This window comes from Streptomyces sp. NPDC001339 (genome assembly GCF_042895955.1).
GTDB lineage: Bacteria > Actinomycetota > Actinomycetes > Streptomycetales > Streptomycetaceae > Streptomyces.
On record NZ_JBIAWT010000016.1, the window covers coordinates 134041 to 141229 of the forward strand.

General features: G+C 72.9%; 6 protein-coding genes and 1 pseudogene. 4 read left to right on the forward strand and 3 right to left on the reverse strand.

What is annotated here, in order from left to right; all coding sequences use genetic code 11:
- Window positions 1-81: 81 nt before the first annotated feature.
- Complete coding sequence (locus ACFY12_RS32845) at window positions 82-1461, reverse strand: D-arabinono-1,4-lactone oxidase (RefSeq protein ID WP_390719615.1); 1380 nt, start codon at window positions 1459-1461, stop codon at window positions 82-84.
- Window positions 1462-1714: 253 nt separating this feature from the next.
- Window positions 1715-3025, reverse strand: coding sequence for an MFS transporter (locus ACFY12_RS32850; protein ID WP_390719616.1), 1311 nt, complete (start codon window positions 3023-3025; stop codon window positions 1715-1717).
- A 221-nt stretch (window positions 3026-3246) separates the two neighbouring features.
- Between ACFY12_RS32850 and ACFY12_RS32855 the strand changes: the two genes are divergently transcribed.
- Entirely contained in the window at window positions 3247-4401 is a 1155-nt protein-coding gene (locus ACFY12_RS32855) for a ferrochelatase (protein ID WP_390719617.1), read from the forward strand.
- 116 nt (window positions 4402-4517) lie between these two features.
- On the forward strand, window positions 4518-5348 hold the full coding sequence (locus tag ACFY12_RS32860; RefSeq protein ID WP_390719618.1) for an inositol monophosphatase family protein: 831 nt from the start codon (window positions 4518-4520) through the stop codon (window positions 5346-5348).
- Between the two features lie 150 nt (window positions 5349-5498).
- Here the strand turns inward: ACFY12_RS32860 and ACFY12_RS32865 are convergent, their stop codons facing one another.
- Window positions 5499-5705, reverse strand: coding sequence for a hypothetical protein (locus ACFY12_RS32865; RefSeq protein WP_390719624.1), 207 nt, complete (start codon window positions 5703-5705; stop codon window positions 5499-5501).
- A gap of 318 nt (window positions 5706-6023) precedes the next feature.
- On the opposite strand from ACFY12_RS32865, the gene ACFY12_RS32870 reads away from it, so the two are divergent.
- Together ACFY12_RS32870 and ACFY12_RS32875 are read left to right on the forward strand one after the other, a co-directional pair.
- Complete coding sequence (locus ACFY12_RS32870; protein WP_066935648.1) at window positions 6024-6677, forward strand: response regulator transcription factor; 654 nt, start codon at window positions 6024-6026, stop codon at window positions 6675-6677.
- A gap of 6 nt (window positions 6678-6683) precedes the next feature.
- A pseudogene (locus ACFY12_RS32875) lies at window positions 6684-7189 on the forward strand (two-component sensor histidine kinase); the annotation flags it as partial.

The following is a 7189-nucleotide window of genomic DNA, read 5'->3' on the forward strand; positions in this document are numbered from 1 at the left end:
TCCGGTAAGCGCGGTGGTCCGCCCGGTAACCCCGGTGGTCCGTCCGGTAACCCCGGCGGACCGCTGGGCCCCGAGCCCGCCTCAGTCCCCCAGGACCCGGCGCAGATACGGATTGGCGAACCGGCGCTCCGGGTCCAGCCGGTCGCGTACCGCGGCGAACTCCGCGAACCGCGGATAGGCGCCGGCGAGGTGGGAGACGTCGCGTGTGTGCAGCTTCCCCCAGTGCGGACGCCCCCCGTACGCGGTCATGATCCGCTCGGTGGCCGCGAAGTACGCCTGGTACGGCGTGCCCCGGTACATGTGCACGGCGATATAGACGGTGTCCCGTCCCGACGCGGTGGAGAGCGGGATGTCGTCGGCCGGTGCGGTGCGCACCTCCACCGGGAAGCCGACCTTGAAGTCCGAGCGCTCCACCAGCGTCTTCAGCTCACCGAGCGCGGTGAGCGCGGCATCGCGCGGCAGCGCGTACTCCATCTCCACGAACCGCACCCGGCGCGGTGACGTGAACACCTTGTACGGGATGTCGGTGTACGTACGGGCCGACAGCGCGCGGCTGGAGAGCCTGGCGAGGCCCGGTATGGCGGCCGGCGCCGCCCGCCCGACGGCGCAGGCGACCTGGAACGCCCCGTTGGACAGCAGCTCGTCCTCGAACCAGCCGCTGATCCTGCCGAGCGGCGCCGCGGGGCCCTGGCTGCGGTTGTTGCGCTTGGTGCTGCAGTTGCCGGTGTGCGGGAACCAGTAGAACTCGAAGTGCTCGTTCTCGGCGACCAGCTCGTCGAACCGCTCCGTCACCTCCGCGTACGGCATCGGCTCCTCGCGAGCGGTCAGCAGGAACTCCGGCTCCACGGCGAAGGTGAGCTCGCTGATCACACCCAGCGCGCCCAGGCCCAGGCGGGCCGCCGCGAACACGTCCGGGTTCTGCTCGGCGGAGCAGGTCAGCACCGAGCCGTCGGCGGTGACCAGTTCGAGGGCGGTGATCTGGGCGGCGAGCGAGGCCGAGTCGCGGCCGGTGCCATGGGTGCCGGTACTGGTCGCCCCGGAGACGGTCTGCGCCATGATGTCGCCCATGTTGGTGAGCGACAGCCCGTAGGCGGCGAGCGTCTGGTTGAGGTGCCGGAGCGGCGTACCGGCGGCGACCGTGACCGTACCGGCCTCGCGGTCGACCGCGCGGACGCCGGTGAGCCGCTCGGGCCGGATCAGCAGCCCGTCGGTGGCGGCGGCCGGAGTGAACGAGTGGCCGGTGCCGGCCGCCTTGACGGTCAGCCCCTCCGCGGCGGCGGCGCGGACCGCGGCCGCCAGTTCCTGGGTGCTCGCCGGGGCCACGCTCCGGGCGGGGCGGGCGGTGACGGTGCCGGCCCAGTTGCGCCAGGGCCGGGGCCGGTGCCGGGCCGTGGCGGTGGCGTCACGTCCTCCCCGGCCGCCGCGTCCTCCCGAGCCGCCGACGGCGTCGCTGACTGCCATGGTGACGTCCCCTCCCTCCGGGCGGGCCCAACGAGTGGGCCGCCGTTGGTGTGAGCGCATGATGCCAGTGACCGCCACACCGGCCACAGAGGGAATACCGCTCGCCCCCACCTCGTTGTGGCCCCGCAGGGGGTGCTCGCAACCCTTAGGGGATCCGTTCGACCGCCCGTCAGGGACATCCCGTAACGCCCCCTGAACCCACCCCAGCCCTCACCCCTGACTCAGCCCTGAGAGAGGCTCTCCTCGACTCACCTCACGCCTGAGAGACGCTCTCCTCGCTCTGCTCCTCTGCGGCTGCCGGACCGCTGCGAGCGGGTGTGCCCCCGGCCGCCACCGGGGAGGCCAGGGAGGTCGGGGAAGCCGTGGCGGCCGTCGAAGACGCCGGTCGCGGACGGAGCCCGCGGTAGCCCGCGAACGCCACCAGCGCGGCCAGCACGCCCGCGGCCGCCGGTACGAGGTACCCGCGCGCGGCCCCGGCGGCGTCCACCACCCAGCCCGCCGCCGACGAACCCAACGCGACGCCCACCGCCAGGCCGGTGCTGGTCCAGGTCATGCCCTCGGTCAGCTGCGCCCGTGGCACGTGCTCCTCGACCAGCGCCATCGTGGTCACCATCGTCGGGGCGATGGACAGCCCGGCCACGAACAGCGCGGCCCCCAGCAGCGGCAGGGTGTCCACCAGCTGGAGCGGCACCATGCTCACCGCCATCGCGCAGACCCCCGCCACCCAGCGGCGCGAGGCGTGCCCCTTGAGGTGCAGCAGCCCGAAGACGGCGCCCGCCACACAGGAGCCGAGCGCGTAGACCGCCAGGACCAGGCTGGCCGCGGCCTTGTGGCCCTCCTCCTCGGCGAACGCCACCGTCACCACGTCGATCGCCCCGAAGATCGCGCCGGTCGCCACGAAGGTCACCACCAGCACCTGCAGCCCCCGGGAGCGCAGCGCCGAGCCCCGGGCATGCTGCTCCCGCGGTTGCGGGACCGGTTCCGTCCGGCGCTGGGCCGTGAGCCAGAAGACCCCGGCCGCCAGGAAGGCACCGGCCAGCAGTGGCCCGGCCTGCGGGAACCATGCCGTGGACAGGCCGATGGACAGGATCGGCCCGGCGATGAAGCACACCTCGTCGAGGATCGACTCCCACGCGTACGCGGTGTGCAGCTCGCGCGGGGAGCCCCGGTAGAGCTCCGCCCAGCGCGCCCGGATCATCGAGCCCACGCTGGGCACACACCCCACACCGGCCGCGAAGACGAACAGGACCCAGTCCGGCCAGCCCTGCCGCGTGCTCAGCAGCAGACCGGCGACCGCGGTCAGCGACACCAGCGTCGCCGGGCGCATCACCCGCCGCTGGCCGTACCGGTCCACCATCCGGGATATCTGCGGGCCGAGGACCGCGGCGGACAGCGCGAGGGTCGCCGAGAGCGCGCCCGCGAGGCCGTAGCGGCCGGTCAGCTGGGAGACCATCGTGACGACGCCGATGCCCAGCATCGACAGCGGCATCCGCCCCAGCAGTCCGGCGGCGGAGAAGGACGCGGTGCCGGGGCGGCCGAACAGGGCGCGGTAGGGACTGGGCAAGGGGGCGCTCCGCCGGAGTGAGGACCGAAGGTCGGTACGGTCGGTAAGGGATGTCTGTGGCTGATACAGCTTACGGGTGGGGTGGGGTCGGCCGCCGCCGGTTTTTCCCTCGCTCCGCGCGGGCATCGCCGGCTGCCCCGCGCCGCGCGGCATCTCCAGGTGCCCCGCACGGCCCGGGACCTGCCCTTCGCCCCCGGGCGAAGGGTGGCAGGATCGGTGGCATGCCCGAACAGTGCGATCCCCGCCCCTATGACGCCCTGCTGCTGCTCTCCTTCGGCGGCCCGGAAGGCCCCGACGAGGTGGTCCCGTTCCTGGAGAACGTCACCCGGGGCCGTGGCATCCCCCGGGAGCGCCTCCAGGAGGTGGGGCAGCACTACTTCCTGTTCGGCGGCGTGAGCCCGATCAACGCCCAGAACCGCGCGCTGCTGGACGCGCTGCGCGCGGACTTCGCCGAGCACGGCCTGGACCTGCCCGTCTACTGGGGCAACCGCAACTGGGCGCCGTACCTGACCGACACCCTGCGCACCATGGTCAACGACGGCCACCGCCGGATCGCCACCCTGGCGACCAGCGCCTACGCCTCGTACTCGGGCTGCCGGCAGTACCGCGAGAACCTCGCCGACGCGCTCGCCGCCCTGCGGGCCGAGGGGCTCCCCGTGCCACAGGTCGACAAGCTGCGACACTACTTCAACCACCCCGGTTTCCTCCGCCCGATGATCGACGGCGTTCTGGCGTCCCTGTCCGGACTGCCCGCCGACGTCCGGGACGGCGCCCATATCGCCTTCACCACCCACTCCATCCCGACCGCCGCCGCCGACACCTCCGGCCCGCCCGAGGACCACACCGAGGGCGGTGAGGGAGGCGCCTACGTCGCCCAGCACCTGGACGTGGCCCGGGCGATCGCGGACGCCGTACGGGAGGAGACCGGCGTGGACCACCCCTGGCGGCTGGTCTACCAGTCGCGCAGCGGCGCCCCGCACATCCCCTGGCTGGAGCCGGACATCTGCGACCACCTGGAGGAGCGGCACGCCGTGGGTGTCCCCGCCGTCGTGATGGCCCCCATCGGTTTCGTCTCGGACCACATGGAGGTGAAGTACGACCTCGACACCGAGGCCACCGCCAGGGCCGCCGAGCTGGGGCTGCCGGTCGCCAGGTCCGCCACCGTGGGCGCCGACCCCCGGTTCGCCGCGGCCGTCCGTGACCTCCTCCTGGAGCGCGCGGCGACGGAGCGGGGCGGCACCCCGGAGCGCTGCGCGCTGGGCGCCCTCGGCGCCGGCCACGACCTGTGCCCGTCCGGCTGCTGTCCGGCGCGCCGGCCCCGCCCGGCCGCCGCCGGTGCCGACTGGCAGGGCCCGGTCGCGCGGACGCCCGCGTAACCGGCCCGTACGGCGCGCCACAGCCCCGTACGAGCCGCATCGCCCGTACTAACCCGCACCCCGCACCCCGCACCCCGACCCCGCACCCCCTACCCGTACCTCGAGCAAGGAGCACCGTGCCCGACCCTCTGCACACCGACCCCCTGCACACCGACGCGCTGTACGACGAACTCCTCGACATCGCCCTGGAGGCCGCCCGCCGCGCCGGGGCCCTGCTGCGCGACGGCCGGCCCGCCGACCTCGGCGTGGCCGCCACGAAGACCAGCCCCATCGACGTCGTCACCGAGATGGACATCGCCGCCGAGAAGCTGATCACCGGCTTCATCGGGGAGCGCCGCCCCGACGACGGCTTCCTGGGGGAGGAGGGCGCCAGCGTCGAGGGCACCAGCGGTATCCGCTGGGTCATCGACCCCGTCGATGGCACCGTCAACTACCTCTACGGTCTGCCGGCCTGGGCCGTGTCCATCGCGGCGGAGCGGGACGGCGAGGTGGTCGTCGGGGTCGTCGCCGCCCCGATGCGCGGTGAGACCTACCAGGCCGTCCTGGGCCGTGGCGCGTTCAACAACGGCGAGCGCCTCCGGCACCGGCCCGCGCCGCCGCTCTCCGAGGCGCTGCTCGGCACCGGCTTCTCCTACCTCGCCGACCGCCGGGCCGCCCAGGCCGAGGTGGTACGCACCCTGCTGCCGCAGGTCCGCGACATCCGGCGGGGCGGCTCGGCCGCGATCGATCTGTGCGATGTGGCCTGCGGCCGGCTCGATGCCTACTACGAGCGAGGCCTGAACCCGTGGGACCTGGCGGCCGGCGCCCTGATCGCCCGGGAGGCCGGTGCACTGACCGGCGGCCGTCCCGGCCGGGCCGTCGGGCACGAGCTGACCCTCGCGGCCTCCCCGGCCCTCTTCGCGCAGCTCCAGCCGATCCTGGACGAGCTCGGCGCCTGGCACGACTGATCCGCCCCGTCCGGGCAGGAGACTGATCCGCCCCGTCCGGGCAGGAGGCAGCGCCCCGGCACCGGACGCGACAGCGCCCCGGCACTGTCCTCTGGACGCCGGGGCGCTGTCGTCGTGGGTCGTCGCGGGTCGTCGTGGACCGGAAGACGGTCAGGCGTTGCTGACCGCCCCGTAGTGCACACCGTGCTCGGTCGCCAGCCGGTGCAGGTCCTCGAGCTCGGCCTGCTCGATCTCGGCGAGGAAGTCGTCGCCCGCAGCGCGGGCCCGGTCTCGATCGGCTGTGGTCTGCTCTATGCGCTGCAGAATGCCTGCGGTGAACGCGTCCATGTGCGCCCCCTCGTCGAAGGTCGGTGGCACGGGGGTGTGCCGACGGGTGGGTCGATCACGGCGTGGTCCCTGCGATGGATCAGGTCATGGCTCATCGGTCGCCACATGAACAGGGCGTGATCGCGGGTGTGGAGTCGTCCTCCCCACCCCGACGCTCAGGGAAACCTCAACCTGCCGGGGAATGCCGGGGAATGCCAGGGAATCCGGTCCGTCGGGCTCCGCGGCCCACCGGCTCCACCCTCCTCCCCACCCCCTCTTACCGCCGGTTTATGGCTCTTCGGGGCAGGATGGAAGGGCTCTGTACAGTGTTTCGCCCGCTCGTGTGGGCTCTGAGGAAGGACTAGCGACGTGCGTGTTCTCGTCGTCGAGGACGAGCAGCTGCTCGCCGATGCGGTGGCCACCGGACTACGCCGGGAGGCCATGGCCGTCGACGTGGTCTACGACGGCGCTGCCGCCCTGGAACGTATCGAGGTCAACGACTACGACGTCGTCGTGCTCGACCGTGACCTCCCGGTCGTCCACGGTGACGACGTCTGCCGCAAGATCGTCGAGATGGGGCTGCCCACCCGTGTCCTGATGCTCACCGCCTCCGGCGACGTCAGCGACCGCGTCGAGGGCCTGGAGATCGGCGCCGACGACTACCTCCCCAAGCCGTTCGCGTTCACCGAGCTCACGGCCCGGGTACGGGCCCTGGGACGGCGTACGACCGTCGCGCTGCCGCCCGTCCTGGAGCGGGCCGGTATCAAGCTCGACCCGAATCGCCGCGAGGTGTTCCGCGACGGCCGGGAGGTCCAGCTCGCCCCCAAGGAGTTCGCGGTGCTGGAGGTGCTGATGCGCAGCGCCGGCACGGTCGTCTCGGCCGAGCAGCTCCTGGAGAAGGCCTGGGACGAGAACACCGACCCGTTCACCAACGTTGTACGGGTGACGGTCATGACACTGCGTCGCAAGCTCGGCGAGCCCCCGGTGATCGTCACCGTCCCCGGCTCGGGATACCGGATCTGACCGGCGATGCCGTCCCTGCCCTCGTTCTCGAAAGCGGCCTCCGCCAAGGCGCCCGGGCCGCCGCCGCCCATGCCTCCCATGCCGCCCAAGCCCGCCTGGGACCCCCGGCCGGTCAACGTCCGGCCGTTCCCGTGGCTGCGCCCCACGATCCGGATACGGCTGACGCTGCTGTACGGCGGCATGTTCCTGATGGCCGGCATCGTGCTGCTGACGATCATCTACATGCTGGCCGCGGACGCGCTGCACGACGGCAGTGCGCTGCCCCTGAAGATCCTCGGCGGCAAGTTCGAGGCCACGAGTGACTTCTGCGACCTGCCGACCCAGACGTCCGGCCCGCTCCTCCAGGAGGCCGTCAACGAGTGTCTGCAGCATCAGCGCGCGGTGGCCCTCAACACCCTGCTCAACCGCTCTCTGCTGGCGTTGCTGGGTTTGACGGTGGTGGCGTTCGCGTTCGGTTATGCGATGGCGGGGCGGGTGCTGGCGCCGTTGGGGCGGATCACGCGGACGGCGCA